19 protein-coding genes are annotated in these 15,842 nt (G+C 40.4%); 18 read left to right on the top strand and 1 reads right to left on the bottom strand.

The features are described 5' to 3' along the window. Nucleotides 1–164 precede the first annotated feature (164 nt). The 6 genes from R2S67_RS21880 (at nt 165) to R2S67_RS21910 (ending at nt 4,073) form a co-directional block, all read left to right on the top strand. Nucleotides 165–398, top strand: coding sequence for a hypothetical protein (locus R2S67_RS21880; RefSeq protein WP_005377029.1), 234 nt, complete (start codon nt 165–167; stop codon nt 396–398). Between the two features lie 319 nt (nt 399–717). After that, nucleotides 718–1,236: a L,D-transpeptidase family protein gene (locus R2S67_RS21890; protein ID WP_317347054.1), complete on the top strand. Its 519-nt coding sequence runs from the start codon at nt 718–720 to the stop codon at nt 1,234–1,236. Continuing rightward, nucleotides 1,226–1,594, top strand: a complete 369-nt coding sequence (locus tag R2S67_RS21895) for a DUF2195 family protein (RefSeq protein ID WP_053350296.1) — start codon at nt 1,226–1,228, stop codon at nt 1,592–1,594. Before R2S67_RS21890 ends, R2S67_RS21895 begins: the two co-directional genes overlap by 11 nt. Nucleotides 1,595–1,745: 151 nt before the next feature. After that, the gene (locus R2S67_RS21900; RefSeq protein ID WP_198778468.1) at nt 1,746–2,093 is read left to right on the top strand and encodes a hypothetical protein; all 348 of its coding nucleotides are present in this window, start codon (nt 1,746–1,748) and stop codon (nt 2,091–2,093) included. 143 nt (nt 2,094–2,236) lie between these two features. After that, entirely contained in the window at nt 2,237–2,773 is a 537-nt protein-coding gene (locus R2S67_RS21905) for a GNAT family protein (protein WP_317347056.1), read from the top strand. Between the two features lie 685 nt (nt 2,774–3,458). Further along, the gene (locus R2S67_RS21910; RefSeq protein ID WP_193295142.1) at nt 3,459–4,073 is read left to right on the top strand and encodes a hypothetical protein; all 615 of its coding nucleotides are present in this window, start codon (nt 3,459–3,461) and stop codon (nt 4,071–4,073) included. Nucleotides 4,074–4,322: 249 nt separating this feature from the next. Here R2S67_RS21910 and R2S67_RS21915 read toward each other — a convergent pair whose 3' ends face one another. Further along, the gene (locus tag R2S67_RS21915) at nt 4,323–5,282 is read right to left on the bottom strand and encodes a hypothetical protein (RefSeq protein WP_317347058.1); all 960 of its coding nucleotides are present in this window, start codon (nt 5,280–5,282) and stop codon (nt 4,323–4,325) included. 230 nt (nt 5,283–5,512) lie between these two features. Between R2S67_RS21915 and R2S67_RS21920 the strand changes: the two genes are divergently transcribed. The 12 genes from R2S67_RS21920 to R2S67_RS21980 all read left to right on the top strand — a co-directional run bounded on the left by R2S67_RS21920 (nt 5,513) and on the right by R2S67_RS21980 (nt 15,640). Beyond that, complete coding sequence (locus R2S67_RS21920) at nt 5,513–6,139, top strand: hypothetical protein (RefSeq protein WP_275725102.1); 627 nt, start codon at nt 5,513–5,515, stop codon at nt 6,137–6,139. Nucleotides 6,140–6,336: 197 nt separating this feature from the next. Continuing rightward, nucleotides 6,337–6,534, top strand: coding sequence for a hypothetical protein (locus tag R2S67_RS21925; RefSeq protein ID WP_317347059.1), 198 nt, complete (start codon nt 6,337–6,339; stop codon nt 6,532–6,534). Between the two features lie 1,269 nt (nt 6,535–7,803). Next, a complete protein-coding gene (locus R2S67_RS21930) occupies nt 7,804–8,520 on the top strand; it encodes a HipA family kinase (RefSeq protein WP_309474403.1) in 717 nt (238 codons plus the stop codon). Then, nucleotides 8,517–9,362, top strand: coding sequence for a DUF3037 domain-containing protein (locus tag R2S67_RS21935; protein WP_186584892.1), 846 nt, complete (start codon nt 8,517–8,519; stop codon nt 9,360–9,362). The genes R2S67_RS21930 and R2S67_RS21935 overlap by 4 nt, the downstream gene beginning before the upstream one ends. A gap of 152 nt (nt 9,363–9,514) precedes the next feature. Continuing rightward, nucleotides 9,515–9,913, top strand: coding sequence for an SMI1/KNR4 family protein (locus R2S67_RS21940; protein WP_317347061.1), 399 nt, complete (start codon nt 9,515–9,517; stop codon nt 9,911–9,913). Nucleotides 9,914–10,050: 137 nt separating this feature from the next. Continuing rightward, nucleotides 10,051–10,821, top strand: coding sequence for a hypothetical protein (locus tag R2S67_RS21945; protein WP_317347062.1), 771 nt, complete (start codon nt 10,051–10,053; stop codon nt 10,819–10,821). Between the two features lie 151 nt (nt 10,822–10,972). Beyond that, the gene (locus tag R2S67_RS21955; RefSeq protein WP_104973951.1) at nt 10,973–11,977 is read left to right on the top strand and encodes a S66 peptidase family protein; all 1,005 of its coding nucleotides are present in this window, start codon (nt 10,973–10,975) and stop codon (nt 11,975–11,977) included. A gap of 170 nt (nt 11,978–12,147) precedes the next feature. Next, entirely contained in the window at nt 12,148–12,426 is a 279-nt protein-coding gene (locus R2S67_RS21960) for a hypothetical protein (RefSeq protein ID WP_017633714.1), read from the top strand. 135 nt (nt 12,427–12,561) lie between these two features. Then, entirely contained in the window at nt 12,562–12,960 is a 399-nt protein-coding gene (locus tag R2S67_RS21965) for a DUF6232 family protein (RefSeq protein ID WP_017058505.1), read from the top strand. 135 nt (nt 12,961–13,095) lie between these two features. Then, nucleotides 13,096–14,115 carry a HEPN domain-containing protein gene (locus R2S67_RS21970; protein ID WP_029849781.1) on the top strand — a complete coding sequence of 340 codons (1,020 nt, stop codon included), beginning with the start codon at nt 13,096–13,098 and terminating at the stop codon, nt 14,113–14,115. Between the two features lie 125 nt (nt 14,116–14,240). Continuing rightward, entirely contained in the window at nt 14,241–14,552 is a 312-nt protein-coding gene (locus R2S67_RS21975; protein ID WP_020840762.1) for an antibiotic biosynthesis monooxygenase family protein, read from the top strand. 737 nt (nt 14,553–15,289) lie between these two features. After that, entirely contained in the window at nt 15,290–15,640 is a 351-nt protein-coding gene (locus tag R2S67_RS21980; RefSeq protein WP_038152015.1) for a hypothetical protein, read from the top strand. Nucleotides 15,641–15,842: the final 202 nt, after the last annotated feature.

Raw genomic sequence — 15,842 nt, forward strand, 5'->3', positions numbered from 1 at the left:
ATAGCCGACTTTAGTTGCGGAATAACAAGACGTTCAAGGCGATTCGAAACGCATTGGGGTTTTAGTGCCCAAATAGGCACGGATTTATCAGAGTTTATTTTAGGTTAGGGTGCATGTGCGTCTCTCACACCTTAACTGCGCGTTAGTATTCAGGAGGAAAATTAGTGCTTCATCAGATAGACAAATATCAGTGTTCTGCTTGCAACATTAAATCCAAACATATTACCGTATTGATTAGGAATCCAAGTCCTTTTGCTGGTGTAAAACATCAAAAGCGTAAAGAGTTTATTGCTGGGTTAATCAAAGGCTGGGCAGTTGGTCCATTTTTAGCTTCTATGGATGAGTTTTCTCGACATACGATCTGTGAAAACTGTGGTATCAAGACGATAGAGAACTGACAAATAAGACTTCTTTTTAAGTTCGGTGTAACAGGTTGGGTCTGAATACTAACAAACTGTTCAAGAGGGATTCGCAACGCGTGGCATTTTTACTATGCGTTGGTTTAAGTGTTTAAGGTGGTATGCAGCGGCTTTGGTATTGCGTTGCTCACCCCTTAACAGGGCGTTATAGCGCTAGGCGATAGTGTTGCATTGCTCGCAATTTCAATCACCGCCTGTCTCTGGCATAAGATGCGATAAATTAAACTAAAAACATACAGTTTAATTCGTTATTCACTCAAATGAATATTTGCCTTTTCAAAGTGAAAAGGAGTTACACATGGAGAGTTTGGTTTATACAGGAACAGAGCTGAAGTGGCACGGGCGCGGTACCTTTAAAGCGACTTCTGGAATGAAGGGTTATCAATACCCTGAAGACCAGTGTCTTCCAGATAAAGGTCCTGTCCCAGAGGGAAAATACTATATTCCTCTTATATTGGGAGCTTTGGCTGAAGATGATGGTTCTGGCTTTTGTGTGCTTAAACCATCATGGCAGGTTCAAGAAATACCGCGTGGAGAAAGCGCAGGCGAGTGTGATCCTTACTGGGCTAACTGGGGCTATAATCGGGTGCGCTTTGAACCATACGACGAGGTTACCAAAAAAAGATGCAGACCTTCGAGAAGTGGCTTTTACCTTCATGATTCAACTAAAGGATACAGCCATGGCTGTATCGAAGTGGAAGGACGCTTCTTCAATGAACTTAGAGCGTTTATCAAAAAAACAGATGCTCGGAAGCTTATGTTAAGTATCAAATACCAACCGAATGTAAAAACTAATGGTGGAACTTATGTTGGCTAGAATCTGTATTTTATTATTTTGTTGCCTCCCCTTTTTGTCGTTCGCGCAGCAGACTGCAAGTAGTTTCGTTGACTTCGAGAATACACTTTCAAATTGTGTTTCTATTGATACTAGCGATACTTATGACCGTAACAATCTAACTCTAGTAGATATGAAGCTGACACTAGAAAAAAATATAGGTAGCTGTGGGTGTAAATCTGCCATAGCATCTATTACGCTTGAAAGCATGCCTTCTGGTAGTTCAAGCTTTGACTTTGCTTTGATCAAGTCTCGCATTATATCAGTTCCTTTATTGCTCGATAATACATTGAAAAATGTTAGCAGCATCAAGGGTGCTTTGGCTTGCGGTAATAACTAGCGCAATAACAAAGCATTTAAGAGTGATTCCCAACGCTTGGCATTTTTGGTGTAAAGGTTGGGGTTTGTGTTTACTGTGATATGGTTAAGGTTTGGTAGTAGCGTTGCTCACACCTTAATGCGGCGTTATGTTCTTTAGGCTAGGAAGGGCTATGGAAACAGTTAAATTACTAGATTTGGGGTTTTCTACTGCAGATGCAGAATATCCTGAAATCCATCAAGAAGATGGTGATTTACGAGCTGAGTTTAAAGATTGGCAAGAAAAAGCGGTAAAGTTGTATTTTGCCGAACCTGTAGCATTCAAGTGGCAGATGGTGTTTGATTTACTTGAAGGGGAGCGAGATGACTGCTGTTATGAAATATGCTCATCTTTTTGGCTTAAGCAACACGTCGAATCAGAAGTGATTAATCACAACGAAGGTTACAAGCACTTTCGTCTAAATTTTAATGAGTTAGGGCAACTCGATATAATCGCACTAAACATTGTAGTACGAACATAACAAAGCGTTTAAGGCAGATTCGCAACGCGCGGTACTTTCGGTTTGATTTAGCTTTAGTGTCTACGGCACAATGTTTAGGTTTTGTGGTGGCGTTGCTCACTACTTAACGCGGCGTTATGCCTCACAAGGAAAAGGAACTTTCGATGTTTAAAATCGAGACTAAGCGTCTGATTATTAGGGATATGACTCCGAATGATGAAGACGCTTTTGTTGCTATGTCTCAGGATGCTAAATATCAGCGTTTTTATGACGAAAGCGATTGTGACCCTAATAAATACCGAGAGTTAACACGCTTGTTTATAGCTCAGGCTTCTGAGAAACCAAGAAAATCATACCAATTAGCTGTCGAGCGTAAGGTATCAGGTGAGTTTGTTGGTACTGTTTGTTTACGGTTAGCGGATAATCAGCAGGCTTCGATGGGGTGTGCATTTTCCAGAGTCTCTCAAGGTAATAAGTTAAGTCATGAAGCCGCCTTGGCTCTAGCAGATTTCGGGTTCTCGGAGTTGGGAGTTCACCGCATTTATGCTGAGACAATCAGCAAAAACCTGCCAGCTATTAAGCTCTGTAAGTCTCTGGGTATGCGCCAAGAAGCACATTTTAGAGAGCATCGTTTTTTCAAAGGACAGTGGTGGGATACAGTGGTTTTGGCAGCTCTTCGAACTGAGTGGGGCAAGGCATAACAAACTGTTTAAGAGTGATTCGCAACGCGTGGCATTTTTACTATGCGTTGGTTTTAGTGTTTAAGTTGATATGCGGGAGCTTCGGTATTGCGTTGCTCACACCTTAACAGGGCGTTAGGCGACGGGCAGACAAGTTCTTTGCTCTCATCTTCTTAAATCCCTTTAGCCGTTTGTTTTTCCTAGTCGGCAATTTAGTATTGTCGGTTCAAATTCTTGAATATCTCCAACCGTAAAACGTGCCAAAATTCGTGGGTTGCCTCATTGGTTCTTGTTGCTAGTTGGTGGTGAGTTTCACTGGCCCAAAGTGTGGCGAAGGCAAGCCAATCGAAGCTTTCGTTTTTGCTATTAGCTCGTAGCTATTAGTTTGTCAGGTTCAAAAGCTACTTAGTTGCTGCAAATTCGCATTTCGTGGTTGTTAAAAGTGAGGCTGTAACATAGTGACTTTTGTGGTTCTTGAATCACAAAAAGTCAGTGGGTGTTTGGTTGCTTATTTTGTTTCGGGTAATCTGCTTTCAAGACAACTTAAACACTGGTGGACAACTTCGCCTAACAAGGCGTTTAAGGCGGATTCACAACGCTTGGTGGCTTCAGCTCCAGTCAGGTTAAGTGTTTAAGGTACAATGGTTTAGGTTTGGTGGTTTGCGTTGTTCACCACTTAACGCGGCGTTAGGCAACAGGAGGATACGTGGATAACGTTAACAAGTTAACTTGGTGGCTATGGGTCATTGGATTAACCATTGCGATTATTGCAAAGGAAAATTGGATTACTCAAAATAGAGAGTTAGGGCACTTAATGGGTCTTTGTGGGTTAACGTTAATGTTTACAAGCTATGCGAATTTGATTTTGGGCCGGAAGATCTATGTTGTATGGCTTTGGCTTGCCGCGCATGTTTTTTTGCTGTTTGTTTTTGCATTTATAGAACATTACACACTCGGTCAGTGGATAAAGAGATTTGTTGTTCCTCTCACTCTTTATGGCGGTGTGCTATTTTTCTCTAATTTTCCGTTTGCAAGAAATGGAAGAGAAGAGTTTGAAGAGAAAATAGAAAGCCGGTTAAGCCAGAAGTTTAGTTTGATAATTGTAAGCGTAGTACTCGGTATTTTTGCTAGTTGGTTTTGGGAGCTATTGTGGCAGCCACTCATTGGAGTATATGGTGGACCTGCTAGAGAAACTGTACAGTTTGAGCATGTAGGGGCGGACTTTTTGGGCATTAGTATTGCTGCCTTTGGGATGATGCTATTGCCTAACAATGCATTTAAGAGTGATTCTCAACGCTCAGCATTTTCGTTTCATAGTTGAGTACGGTGTTTACGGTGGCGTGGTCAAGCTTTGTAGTAGCGTTGCTCACACCTTAATGCGGCGTTATGTGCTTGAGCGTCGAGTTAGATTAGGCTATAAATATTATCTTGCGAGTGAGTAATAAAGTAGTGTAATCTTCCGGTCTAGGGAGGCATGCACTAATACCTTTAAAGGCTTATGCATGTCCGCTGTGAGCAACTTTTTTGCTAACAGCGTGACAAATAAAGGATGCTACGTGCATTGCTCTTCCTAACCTTCAAGGATGTAAGCAGACAATAACCTAGTCTCTCTCTGTACCAGCTGAGTTAAGTAACTGCGTTCTTTCCAGTTTTTAGGGTATCGAACGTACTCCAATACTTTCACTGTCACGTTCAAATAATTGTTGTCAGCGTCTTTTACTTGTGTAAAAGACATAACATGTTCACATTCTCTGTACTCAAAGTCGCCAATTGAATAGTATTTAGTCGAGTGCACAATATGTTCTCGAGGAATGTGTTCCAACAGTTTCCCAAGCCTAGGAATTACTTGTAATGAAGTCTCTTTATAGTCTTCACGTCGAGACTTTCTAAACATATGCCTCCAACCTAATCTAGTGAACTTGATTTCACCTAACACTGGTGAAAGAACGACCTTGTTCCCATAGTAACTGTTCATCGCGATTGAACGTAGAACCTTTAAGTTTCGTGGTTTCCTAGATATACATATGCCTTGACCATGTTTGGGTTTGTTTAAGTCACGACCGTAGCATCTAGCTAAATCGTACAGAGTCGCTGGTGTTATCTTGTGATGTACACCATATCCTTTACTCATATATTTTGAGTTTGGACGAATTAGGCACCATTGAGAGGTGTTTTTATCTGGGTCAACCCAGATCAAACCAATCTTATCGCTTTGTCGTTGAATTGACTTGAACAGTTGTGAGTTAGGGGCAAACAGCATATTGGTAGGTTTGTGATTTACGTAACTGTGTCCTGCTTTTACTTGAAAATTTAGTGAGAAGTTCTCTTTCTCATACCAAGGGTGTTCTGCACTAAATTCAATATCAATTTTTCTACCATCAACTTCTCTGCTACTCCACTGAACTTCTCCACGAGTTGCAAGCAGTAGATCAGCAGCAGCTTTGGATTCACCATCGCCACCGTTCACTGAGTGGGTGTTGTTATTGACTTCCACTGTAGGAAGAGATTGTGCAAAAACCTGAGCTTTCATAATAGAGCCTAAAAATCAGTAAATTACGTTCAGTATCTCACAATATTAATTTGTTGCTAAGCGGATCTGTGGTTAAAATCAAAAGCGCACATAACAATTTGTTTAAGAGTGATTCGCAACGCGTGGCATTTTTACTATGCGTTGCGTTTAGTGTTTAAGGTGGTATGCGGGAGCTTCAGTATTGCGTTGCTCACTCCTTAACAGGGCGTTATGGCTCAAGGTGAATAATTATGTCTATCAGCAAAAGAATTCAAGAATGTATAAACAAATTGCAGATTGGAGATGCAGAGAACGCATTTATTCAGCTAGCGATTGCTATTGATGGTACGGCAAAAAAGGAATATCCAAATTTACAGACAACTAAACGTTGTAAGCTTTTTCTGACGGAGAATCTTCCTTTCGTCATGTGGTCGTTAACCAACGGAACTCCGACTGCTTGTAAAAAAATGACATTCGAGTTCGTTGATTCAGATAGTCAGCCTGATCCAATTCCCTTTGAGGATGTTGTTTACCGTGTTTTGCGTTGCTCTCTCTTACATGAGGGCGAAATGCCTCAAATTGTGCAATTTACGGATGATAATTGGATTGCTATGAAAAACGGGGTCATGCACTTTCCTTTAGCTCTAATCGGTGCGCTGTTGTTTGCTGTAATAGCTAGTCCTGTTAATAGCAACGAAACCGTGCCTGACCATTATTGCTTTATGTTCGGTAATGTAAGTGCTTCCGTAAATGAGATGTTGGGTGATATAGAACGCTCAAAAGAGTTAATACGTAATGGCTTTCAATATGACGTAGAAAAACTAATTGAACAATACGAGGCTCAGAGCCATAACAAAGCGTTTAAGAGTGATTCGTAACGCTTGGCGTTTTTACTATGCGTTATTTTTTGTGTTTAAGGTGGTTTGCAGAGGCTTTGGTATTGCGTTACTCACACCTTAACGCGGCGTTATGTTCATTTCGGCTGTGTCAAAGTGTCTATTAATCAACTGTTTGCAAACAATCAGCATAGTGCTTTGCGTAGTGATAAGTAATAAATGAAAAAGGAGTGTATTTTATGTCAATTGAAACGTGCCCAAATACGGGCTGTGGCAAGAAATTTTCGGTAGAAGATCAAATGGGAGTGCCAGGAGGTAGCCGAGAGTTAGAGGACTACAATTGTCCTTACTGCCTTAAACATGCTGGTAGCATGAAAGCCTATGGTATTCCAATAACTAGCAAACGTGATCACTTAAACGACAAAGATAAGAAGTAGTTCATTAGCTTGAGTTAATCCCATTTAGCGCAATAGGGTGGCTTAGAACATAACAAGCAATTTAAGAGGGATTCACAACGCTTGGCACTTTCACTTCAAGCCAGTTTAGTGTTTATGGCACAATGCTTTAGGTTGGGTGGAGGCGTTGTTCACCCCTTAATTGGGCGTTAACTGGCGCAGAAAATACGAAAGCACATTGATACGGTTTCTAGGTCCAGAGGTCTAGCGTGTTCGGTTGGTTTCCTTAATTTAGCTAATGCGACTAATTTAAATTTGGTACTTAAGTTTACTGATGTGAAAGGCGGCACAAAGCCTTCTAATAATATAAGGCATTCGCGATTAGTTCGGCGAACTTACATCGCCGAAGTATGGTGTTGTGAGACACATTTCAAACTAAAGATAAACTGTAATCTTTTGGTTAAACACATATTTGAGTTAGCTTTACTAATCATTAATTAGTGAAACCAGCTTTGGCTACAGTGGCTGTAAGCTCGGCGAAAACTGAAGGGCGCTCAGTTAACAAACTGTTCAAGAGGGATTCGCAACGCGTGGCATTTTTACTATGCGTTGTTTTTAGTGATTAAGGTGGTATGTGACGGCTTCGGTATTGCGTTGCTCACCCCTTAACAGGGCGTTAGGCAAAGGGCAAAAAAGTTCTTAGTTCTAATCTTCTTGTTCCCTCTGGCAGGTCGTTTTTCGTAGTCGGCAATTCAGCATTGTCGGCTCAAGTCCTTGAACCTCTCCAACCGTAAAACATGTCAAAATTCGTGGGTTGCCTCATTGGTTTTCAGTGTTGGTCGGTGGTGAGTTTCACTGGCTTAAGGTGTGGAAAGGGCTAGTTCAAAGAAGCTTTCGTATTCGCTGTCATTTCGCAGCTTTGAGTTTCTCAGGTTCAAAAGCTACTTTCTCGCTGAAAGGCTGTATTTCGTGAGCGTAAAAAGTGAGGCTGTAACATAGTGGCTTTAGTAGTTCTTGAATCACAAAAAGTCATTGGGTAATTGGTTGCTTATCGTGTTTAAGGTATTCTGTTTTCAAACCAAGTAAGTGAGTAAACGGAAATTTGCCTAACAAAGCGTTTAAGACGGATTCCCAACGCTTGGCATTTTTAGTTTGAATCAGCTTTAGTGTTTACGGCACAATGGTTTGAGTGCGGTGGTATGCGTTGCTCACCACTTAACGCGGCGTTAGCAAAACCATTCAACCAGATATCGACTTTTATACCGATTGTGGTAATTTACAATCATCAAATTTACATAGTTTCAGCCATATATGATTTACATCGAAAGAATAATTAGAAAGATGAAACAAGGCCAAACGGGGCCTTACCTTTGTGTTGGCGATGACAATAATCAGTATATTGTAAAAGGGCCTAATACTACCTATCGAGGGCTAATTAACGAATGGGTATGTGGGAAGTTAGGAAAAGCTATTGGGCTACCAGTCCCCGATTTTGAAATTGCTTACGTTGACGGTTCTCTACTGGAGTTTGGACACTACGAGCTCAGTGAAGGTGATTGGTTTGCATCTAAGTATGAAGACAATATTCAAGATGTCCCTTACCAAAAACTATGTGAACTTGACTCAGATGGTCTGAAACTGTTATTCCTGTTCGACTACTGGATCAAAAATGGCGACCGTAACCTTACACAAAGTGGCGGTAATCCTAATCTGTTCATCCGCTCGGATCTTCAGTCTTTTATTGTTCTAGACCACAACCTAGCCTTTGATGTTGACCACGATGAGACATTTAATGACTTGAAAGCACTTCATGTGGGCTCAAGTGCTTGGTTTTCTGAACAAATGTCGTTACTAGACCATGAGTCGTACGAAGAATTACTGGAAAATTGCTTCAGTGAACTAGACTCTATATTAGAGTCTATACCGGAAGAATGGCTCGAAAACTGCGGTGATGATGGTATTGTAGAAGAGATTCGAGTAACATTATCACGCTTTAGAACACCTGAATTTTGGGAGGGTATAAAATGAAAAATCTAGTACGTTATTCAGTAATACGTTTTATGCCTTTTACTGAAACTCAAGAGTTCGCTAACGTCGGTATTGTGATTCACGCACCTCAAACAGGTAGTGTGCTGTTTAGGTTGGCAAATAAAAGGTTTGGCCGAGTTTCTCAGTTTTTTGATGACCTTGATGGTCAGTTATACTCTAATGCTATCGAAATGTTTAATTTTGAGCTTAAGCGTATTCAAGATTTTGCTAAAGGAATGCGTGGAAAAGAGTTAGCCGGTTTCATGGATGAAGTTACAAGACAAAGAGAGGGATTCCTTACTTTTAGTGAGACTGCTGCTCTTTTGACTAGTGATTCACTAGAACTTGTTTTAGAAAAACTGTTTGAACAATATGTTGGTAGAAGCTTCAACACAAAAGAGCATCGAGAAACGCTTTTAGTTAAAAGTCTCAAAAAACAATTGGATGGTGTAACGAAATATAAGTTTACTAAAAGTAAACTTAATGCGGATTATGTGTCTTTCGAGTTACCATTGGTAGCCACGGATAGAGTTACAACGAAAGCTATTAAACCGCTTAGCTTTTACCAAGATAAGCCTCTAAAGCTGATTGATCATGGTGAGTTTTGGATTTCAAGAGTTAAGCATTTACTAAACTCAAATACTCTTGACGCTAGCGATTTTCTTTTTGCAATTGATCGCCCTGAGTATAAAGATAAAAATCTCGAGGCTGCATTTAAGTCTTTAGAAGATGAAATGAACTCATTAGGTGTTAATGTTTACGACGTTCGCGACCTTCGAAATATTGAAAACTTTGCAAGGTTTGAGTCAGAAAAAGCAGAGAACTTTAAACTAGCTCACTAATAAACAGGTTTTGCTAACAAAGCATTTAAGAGTGATTCCCAACGCTTGGCATTTTCAGCTTCGCGTTGGGTTTTGTGTTTATGGCGCAGTAGTTTTGTTTCGTGGCAGCGTTGCTCACACCTTAATGCGGCGTTATGCATCAGAGGTACTTCATGGAATTTATAGATAGACCTACAGGCGCAAATCAGGAAGAAATACACAAGTTAGAAACTATATTTCRAATAACTCTTCCTAAAAGTATGTTGAATTGGTGGAGTGTTAGCGATGGCCCGATAGTCTATTTTGGCTTCAAAGAGTTACAGTTCTTTTCTTTGTCGGAGATATACGGCGAAGATATTTATGGGGTAAAGCACGATATGCCTGACGCAATGCCAATTTGCTTCGATGGTAATGGAAATGTTTGCGTGGCCAGAATTGAAGGTGGTGTTATATCTGGCTTTTATGTCGTTGATTCTGGTGATTTGGGTTGGGAACAAGCGAAAATTATAAGCTGTGAATTCTTAAAGTTTGTGAACGATAGCTTTTCACCTGAAGAACGACTAAATGCATAACAAAGCATTTAAGAGTGATTCCCAACGCTTGGCACCTTTAGTTCAAGGTTAGGTTTTGTGTTTACGGTGCAATGGTTTGGGTTAGGTGGTAGCGTTGCTCACACCTTAATGCGGCGTTATATGTAAAGGAGATAACGGTGTTACCCCAATTCATTAAGGAAAATGAGACCCCGATTTATGTGAAACAAGAGATGGTTTTTGATATACCGAGTAAGTATCTCACCTATACTCATCATAACGTAATTCAAGATGTTTTCTCACACTTTCCCGATAACAAAATCTCTCGTTCCAGAGTAGTTGAAGTATTTAGAAAAGATACACTCTATACTGCTTTCTTTGCGGTCATGATCTGGGGAGGCGTAGCTTCTTGCGGAGATATGCAGGATAACTTATCTAAAATGCTCCGTTACCCTAAAGAGGATATTGTCTCAATATTAGAGAAAGTGAATAGTTTACTTATTGAAGGAAAAATTAGTGGTGCCTTCCAATATATGGATACAAAAGGTGAAGGCAAGATTGAAGGCTTAGGCGAATCATACTATACGAAGTTATTCTTCTTTCTTTGCGAAGCTAACGGTCACTCGATTACAACTCCCATTTTTGATAAATGGACAAAGCTTGCATATATCGCGCTCAAACTGGAGCAAGGTGAAGAGTCTAGGGTAATACAAATAGTACAAAGTGTTAAAGGGTCTGAAGTAACTATAAAATCCTCTCACCGTGTGCAAGTGTACGAAGATTTTGTATCAGATATGAATATCTGGGCTCGGGCTATTTCTGTTTCTGTAAGTAATTTGGAAGAGTTTATTTTTGGTATAGATAAACGTTATGACCGAACTTGGTCTAATCCTAGGAAAATATTTGAGAAGAAAGTGAATGAGTTTTTCGCAAAAAAACTTCACATATAACAAACTGTTCAAGAGGGATTCGCAACGCGTGGCATTTTCACTATGCGTTGGTTTTAGTGTTTAAGGTGGTATGCTGCGGCTTGGGTATTGCGTTGCTCACCCCTTAACAGGGCGTTATTTTGCTTATTTTAATTATGGAGGATAAGGGTAAGTGATATTCCCACAAGCTTTAAAAGTTGGTGATAAAATTGGCTTTTTCTCACCCTCATCACCAGCAACGGCTTTTGCGCCAAATCGCTTCAGGCGAGCAAAATCTTGTCTGGAGTCTCAAGGCTTTGAGCTAGTGGAGGGTCATCTTACTGGCTGTTCTGACTCATATCGCTCAGGCTCAATTCTAGAACGTGCAGAAGAGTTTAACCGATTAATCCGTGACCCTAATGTACGGTGTATCATGTCTACAATTGGTGGTAGCAATAGTAATTCTCTATTGCCCTACATCGACTATGAAGCACTCAGAAACGATCCCAAGATTATCATTGGTTACTCTGATGTAACAGCTTTGCTACTGGGTATCTATGCTCAAACAGGGCTTATTACTTTTTATGGTCCTGCACTGGTTGCATCATTTGGTGAGTTTCCTCCCTTAGTTGAAGAAACACTTAAGTCCTTTCTGGAAATCTTATGCTCGGAGTCTGACTCATACCAGTACACAATGCCTTCGTCGTGGACAGATGTTAAGCACGACTGGGAAACTCAAGACTCTCCAAAAACTAGTTACGTAAATGAATGGCAATTTTTAGGTAATGGCCAAGTTAGTGGTCGTATAATTGGTGGCAATCTGAATACCATGGCAGGCATATGGGGTAGCCAATATATGCCTAAGATAGAGCCAGGCGATATCCTCCTGCTTGAAGACTCTCTCAAAGGTATAGAAACAGTCGAGCGCTCTTTTGCCCATTTAATGGCTTGCGGTGTGTTTGAAAAGGTTGGTGCAATTGTATTAGGCAAGCATGAACTGTTTAATGACAAAGGGACGGGGCGCACGCCGGTTGACGTTTTGTTGGAAGTGTTAAATGGTAAAAACGTTCCTATACTTTACGGTTTCGATAGTTGTCATACGCATCCAATGCTGGTTACACCTCTGGGTGTTCATGCTTCAATTGATTTTGACAGCCACACCATTGGGCTTGAAAGCCAGTGGGTAACAGCAAAATAACAAAGCATTTAAGAGTGATTCGCAACGCTTGGCGTTTTCGCTTCGCTCAAAGTATAGCCAAGCATTGCTCACACCTTAATGCGGCGTTAGGCGACATGAGACAAACGATAGACTAGTGGGTAGTATCTTGGCGTGAATCTAGCTTCAGTTAACAGAAAAGGAGTGGATTAATGAATGGTAAAGCATTTGATAATTGGCAAAAATCTCGAAAGAAAGGATGTTTAAATTGGCTTTTTAGAACCACTTTCGTCACAGCCATTTTGTACATGATTTTTAATGTTACTTTCCTTTACCCATCTTCTAATGCGGCAAGCATTACGATTTTCTTATCGGATAATGCTCTTAATTACTCAATTTACACGATCGGGATGTTTTTCACATTTTGGGCTATCTGGTTATACAACGAATCTTCGTATGAGAAAGAAGTTAAACGTAGAAATGTCGCCTAACAAACTGTTCAAGAGGGATTCGCAACGCGTGGCATTTTCACTATGCGTTGGTTTTAGTGTTTAAGGTGGTTTGCGGCGGCTTAGGTATTGCGTTGCTCACCCCTTAGCAGGGCGTTATACGAATAGAGGGAAATTATGTACAAAAGTACTGATTTTAACTTGGATTCAAAAGAGTTCAGGTTTAAGAAAGACTCATATCCTTTGTCTAAGATAAACAATGTTAGGGTTAAAAAGTTAAGTTTTCTTGATAATTTAGGTCAAGTTTTATTCTGGGTGTGTGTTTTTTCAGGGGCAGTTTGGTTAGTTATTCCAAGGTTGGAAGAGGTGCCACAATGGCTACTCGTTTTAGTTCTTAGTCTGACGGTTGTAGGTTTGGTTTTTGCTCTTTTTCGTTGTTCTAAATATGCACTTCAAGTCGAGTTTCGCCACATAGATGAAACGGGCGTTCAATGGGTTAATGTCGCTAAGTCATACTCAAAGTCAGATTGTGAGTTATTTGAACAGCAAGTGTTGGCACTGAAGAAATTCGTATAACAAATTGTTCAAGAGTGATTCGGCACGCGTGGCATTTTTACTATGCGTTGGTTTTAGTGGTTAAGGTGTTATGCGGAACCTTCGGTATTGCGTGCCTCACACCTTAACAAGGCGTTATAAATTTTAAGAGGATATATGAATACGGAAGTCAACTATCTTATCTTGTTCGACAAGAAAAAATTTCAGTTTTCTGGAGCTGACACTTTTATCAAACTCATAAACTTATTGGATGATGTTGTTGCAACAAACGATTCGATTAAGTTTAAAGGTAGTGAGTTTGGTTTTGGTTTAACTAGCGAGGGAGACCGTTTCGAAAATCATGATACTGAACTTTTCGATCTAGTTATTACTTCCAATAAAAATGAAAAGGACGTAGAGCACCTTGCGCAGTTATTGAGAGAAATCCGTATTACGGTTTCTAATCAGCAAGGAACTATAACTCCTGTTTTTGATGGTGTGTCTGCATTCTATGCTGAAAAAGCCTATCCCCATATTCATTATATAGAGAACTTGATGCGCAAGCTTTACTCGAAATTCGCCCTTATCAAGTTGGGGCCTCAATGGATTGATAGTATACCAGATGACGTGGCTGTGTCAGGAAACAAAAATGGAGTGAATGGTTCAAATCCTCTCTATGATATGGACTTTATCACGATCAATGATTTGCTATTCAAAGAGCACCCTCTAAAAGAAATTACTCCCGATATTCTTAAAAAATTGAAAGCTGGGGACATCTCACCTGAGGAAATCGAACCGTATGTTCCAGCATCGAATTGGGTTCGTCACTTTTCAGAATTAGTCGATTGTGAATCCAATTACCTTGAAACAAGGTGGAAAAAGCTCTATGAATTACGTAATAAAATTGCACATAACAAGCAATTTACAAAACCAGATCTAGAAGATGTCAAAAAGATCACTGAAGACGTAAAGTCTAAGCTATTACCTGCATTTACAAAAATATCGGCATTAGAAATCACAGAAGTTGAAACTCCAACCGTTGGATTGCCAAAAGAGAGTAAACCTCCAATTGAGGGTGAGCTTTGTAAAGGCGATACTGTTCAGAAAGATAGCGAAGCTGTCAACAAGGAGAATGACCTTGGAGGGGTGGCTACTTTAGCTTTGGTTGTAGGTTTTCTCGCTGCAATATCGAAGTAAAAAATTTATAACAAAGCATTTAAGAGTGATTCGCAACGCTTGGCGGTTTCGCTTCGCTCAAGTATAGCCAAGCGCCGCTCACACCTTAACAGGGCGTTATAACCACGGCATAAAATGGAGTATTTATGATAGCAAGGGAATGGAAAGCTACTTGCCCTAAAGAGTATGAAGAAGGGTTTATTGCATACCTGTATGAGACAGGAATCAAAGATACATCTAGTACAAAAGGTTTCCTCGGTGCTCAAATTCTAAATAGAGATATAGGCGATATTGCTGAAATCACGTTGTTGACTTATTGGGAAGATCTTGAGTGTATCAAAGCATTTTCGGGTAAAGACATCAGTGTCGCCAAATTGTATCCAGAGGACGAAAAGTACAAATTGAATCCAGATCGTCATGTTAGCCACTATGAAGTCCGTGAGAACATGTGGTTATAACAAAGCATTTAAGAGTGACTCATAACGCTTGGCGATCTTAGTTTAAACTAGGCTTTAGTGTTTAAGGTGCAGTGGTTTAGGTTAGGTATTTAGCGTTGTTCGCACCTTAATGCGGCGTTAGTTTGCAAGAGGAAAAACGTAGCTATATCGCAAGATCTAGCGGTAAAAGCTCATGTCGTATCGGCATTTAATTTCAGTGTTAATCAGCGTGGTAAAAATCCAAAATTGGCATCGTTTCAACGGTTGATTTGTTCTTTGGTGCGGCGACTTTTGGGCTAATTGAGGTGAACTTTTTTGCTGAAATTCTGCTCGTTGAGTTTGTCTCTACAAAAGCCGATTTACTCGCTGAAAAGGCGTTTCCTCTGGCGTGGAAAGTTCACGTGGTTTCAGTGGCTTTGTTGAAAGTCCGCATTGTTAGATTGGTTTCCAAAAGTGCTTTTTGGTGTTGTGAGTTCGTTTTCTGCGGCGTTGTTTATTCCAAGTGGTTTCATTGACTAGCCGCTTTGAGACTACGCCTGACTTAATTGCATCAAAGCACATAAGGTTTGTTGTTCGCAAAGTTTAAAATAACGTAAAATCAACCTTTTGGGTCTGCAAAACTAACAAACTGCTCAAGAGGGATTCACAACGCGTGGCATTTTTACTATGCGTTGATTTTAGTGATTAAGGTGGTATGCAGCGGCTTCGGTATTGCGTTGCTCACCCCTTAGCAGGGCGTTATGCTCTAGGAGGTAATTTTGCTCGATTTATTCAAAAAAGTGCTTCTAATTAACCTCTCAGCGGCTCTTATTGTTATCGCTCTAGCTCAGTTTGTTCCATTCTTTGCTACGACTCAGTTGGTCGACTTTCTTTTCTTTGTTGTCATCGTCATATGGGTTTTGGCTAAGCTAATGTGGGAAGGTGGTATTCATAGTAAGACGACTCGGTTAGATGACCCTAGAACAGACAAAGTCTACAGAATGGTAGAAGGGCATGATTTTCAAAAAGACGAACGCGAGCACTATCGAATGAACTACCAGACAGGTTTAGTTTTCTTTATAGCTGGTCTGCCAGCGTTTATAGCTTGTTTAGTCCTTCAATTTCTTTGAGCACGAGCATAACAAACTGTTCAAGAGGGATTCGCAACGCTTGGCAGTTTCGCTTCGCTCAAGTATAGCCAAGCGCTGCTCACACCTTAATGCGGCGTTAGCTTAAAGAGAAAATGAGGAATATATGACAGTTATTGATGCAGTAATATTTGGAATTAGCATTGGCATGGGGCTACTGTCTATAGCCCTAGGTGTCTTTGCT

The organism is Vibrio sp. T13N (genome assembly GCF_032970445.1).
In the GTDB taxonomy this organism is placed as follows: domain Bacteria; phylum Pseudomonadota; class Gammaproteobacteria; order Enterobacterales; family Vibrionaceae; genus Vibrio; species Vibrio diabolicus.